The sequence below is a fragment of the Pseudomonas avellanae BPIC 631 genome, from assembly GCF_000444135.1.
In the GTDB taxonomy this organism is placed as follows: Bacteria; Pseudomonadota; Gammaproteobacteria; order Pseudomonadales; family Pseudomonadaceae; genus Aquipseudomonas; species Aquipseudomonas avellanae.
On record NZ_ATDK01000460.1, the window covers coordinates 1 to 1,012 of the forward strand.

Annotated in this window: 2 pseudogenes; both read right to left on the reverse strand. The window is 46.3% G+C overall.

The features are described from left to right. Positions 1-102 precede the first annotated feature (102 nt). Positions 103-531: pseudogene (locus DW49_RS0123990) on the reverse strand (Imm5 family immunity protein); the annotation flags it as partial. A gap of 86 nt (positions 532-617) precedes the next feature. Further along, positions 618-917, reverse strand: a pseudogene (locus tag DW49_RS1000000131045) (hypothetical protein); the annotation flags it as partial. Positions 918-1,012 lie beyond the last annotated feature (95 nt).

Here is a 1,012-nt window from a genome sequence, read left to right on the forward strand (position 1 = left end):
TGGCGTCGGGTCGCATCATGGGGGCTGGCTCCTGAAAAGAATTTGGAGCACAGCATCAAGCTTCAATTGCAGGACTGGAATGTGGGGTTCATGAGGCGCTTACTCAATATCCAGGTCCTGATCGCGCTGGTCGTCGGCGTCGAACTGAACATCGGAAACTGCCGTTACGATTGAATTGGCAGCAGCGTGCCCGACGAACATCGCAGGGTATTCGTTGGGTTCATAGCTTTCATTCTCGACCACAGACACATAAAAATCGTCTCGTACGGCCATCGCATCGGCCTCATCAAAAGCGCCATCGGCAGCTTGAAGCGCAACAGTCAGAACATGTTCGATGCGTTGATCATCGCCAAACTTTTTCGTCCAGAATCCAATGCCGTGTTGCACGCAGGCGATATGCAGCTTTGTCAGTATCTGTTTTTGTTCGGTGGTGTTCTTGTTTTCAGTGATCATCGCCCATAGACGGGTTCGTAGGGAGCGTTCCAATTCACCTTTGGACGAGTTTTCAATTTCAATCAGGAGTTTTGTGATGAGGGCTTCGTGTTATTTTTTCATTCGAACCTCGTGGTCGGGCGGGCGGTGTTCTCTTGTTGAATGAAGCGTGAGATTCTCTGGCTTCAGCTTGAATTACTAAAAAAGTTAATGTCAGCATGGTTGACGTTAAAGTTTTTTAAAATAGTCAGCGCTGTATGTGAAACGACTAATCGATTGTTTTTGTCCACACCAAAGTCATCGGCTCCAGCCAGCCCACGTACCTGTAGCCAATAAAATTCAGGTAAGGCCGTATCGGGGTAAAGCTCCAGAAAGTTTTCTGATTTTGAAATTACAACAGACTCAAATGCCACGCCAGAAAGTTTGCCGGCTAATAGAGCATCCGCTAAGGCGGTCGTACAAATAAAACACGGGAACATCTCTAGTGTACTGTTTTCGAAAAAATCAGCCACCAACTAACGGAAAATTCAAATCTTATCAATAGCTTAGCTTGCAGGTTATGGGTAACTTATTTCGAAAA